4 protein-coding genes are annotated in these 1,279 nt (G+C 47.1%); 2 read left to right on the top strand and 2 right to left on the bottom strand.

Features of this window, described 5'->3' with window-relative positions:
• Positions 1-7 precede the first annotated feature (7 nt).
• Complete coding sequence (locus tag F6K51_RS37530) at positions 8-262, bottom strand: type II toxin-antitoxin system HicA family toxin (RefSeq protein WP_293031328.1); 255 nt, start codon at positions 260-262, stop codon at positions 8-10.
• Positions 263-282: 20 nt separating this feature from the next.
• Entirely contained in the window at positions 283-546 is a 264-nt protein-coding gene (locus F6K51_RS37525; RefSeq protein WP_293031326.1) for a hypothetical protein, read from the bottom strand.
• Positions 547-575: 29 nt separating this feature from the next.
• Here F6K51_RS37525 and F6K51_RS37520 point away from each other — a divergent pair, with 29 nt between their 5' ends.
• Positions 576-698, top strand: a complete 123-nt coding sequence (locus F6K51_RS37520) for a hypothetical protein (RefSeq protein ID WP_293031324.1) — start codon at positions 576-578, stop codon at positions 696-698.
• Positions 699-712: 14 nt separating this feature from the next.
• On the top strand, positions 713-1,279 hold a 567-nt coding region (locus F6K51_RS37515), incomplete at its 3' end, for a cobalamin-dependent protein (protein ID WP_293031321.1).

Raw genomic sequence — 1,279 nt, 5'->3', positions numbered from 1 at the left:
AAGTTATTCATAACAATCCTTCGTGCCTAAGAATATCGATCGTTTGCTCAATCTGATACATCTTGAGTGTGTTGTGAGGATGAGGCTTGTGCAGAGCGATCGCCACGCCATCAGAGTTAATGAATCGCCGCCTTGAACCGCCTGTTTTTCCACCTTTGACCTCCTCAAAGCCGAGTCCGGACAAAAGCTTGGTCAATTCATTCCAAGTAAAATCCTTCGGCTTACTTAGAAGACGTTTGATCAGCTTCTCTTGTCGAGTCATCCTCACCCCCAATCCAGTAATTAATTATAAAAAGTATTACCCGATCGCACTGCAACTAAATTTAGTTGCAGTGCGATCGCCTGATCTGGTTTGGTGGGCAAATCGGCATCAGAGCTGGTCAAATAATCAAATTCTCCAAATTTGCCCACCCTACCCCTACCTGGCCAAGTGCGAGCCTGATCTGGTTTGGTGGGCAAATCGGCATCAGAGCTGGTCAAATAATCAAATTCTCCAAATTTGCCCACCCTACCCCTGATCTGGTTTGGTGGGCAAATCGGCATCATACCTGACGAAATGATCAAATTCTCAAAATTTGCCCACCCTACTGCTACTCCCGATTCCCGACTCCCGATTCCCGACTCCCGATTCCCGACTCCCGATTCCCGATTCCCGATTCCCTAAATTGAGAACTGCTATAGTATTTTACTATTGTTGATTTCAACATCAAACGTGAGAGTTTTACTCCTGTCTCCTCTGTTCACGAAATCCTATTGGTCTTTTGATAAAGCCATAGAACTGATCGGCTGCAAAGTTGCTCAACCCCCGATGGGTCTGATTACCGTAGCAGCTATTCTTCCTCAAACCTGGGAATTCCGCTTAGTAGACCGCAATGTTCGTTTAGAAACTGATGCTGACTGGGAATGGGCAGATGTGGTGATCGTTTCCGGTATGATTGTCCAGAAACCCGATCTGCTCCACCTGATTGGCAAGGGGAAACGGCGCGGTAAATTGGTAGCCGTTGGTGGTCCTTATGTCACCTCTATAGCAGAGGAAGCTCAAGAAGCAGGAGTAGACTTTCTGATTTTAGATGAAGGTGAGATTACCCTACCGAGATTTGTTGAAGCACTGGCTCTGGGAGAAACTTCGGGGGTATTCCGTGCTCATGGCGAAAGGGCAGATGTCACCAAGACACCAATTCCCCGCTACGATTTACCAAAAAATTTGGGTAATCGCGCCCCGTCCTTACAGGACGGCTTTTTTTTGTTCGCCTTTGGCGGCTCCAAAGGAGCATCTATG

This window comes from Moorena sp. SIO3I8 (assembly GCF_010692325.1).
Lineage (GTDB): Bacteria > Cyanobacteriota > Cyanobacteriia > Cyanobacteriales > Coleofasciculaceae > Moorena.
This window is presented reverse-complemented; position numbering and strand designations above follow the sequence as displayed.

Coding starts and splice junctions, on each gene's coding strand:
- F6K51_RS37525 (WP_293031326.1), bottom strand. CDS start 546: ATGATGCCGATTTGCCCACCAAACCAGATCAGGGGTAGGGTGGGCAAA.
- F6K51_RS37530 (WP_293031328.1), bottom strand. CDS start 262: ATGACTCGACAAGAGAAGCTGATCAAACGTCTTCTAAGTAAGCCGAAG.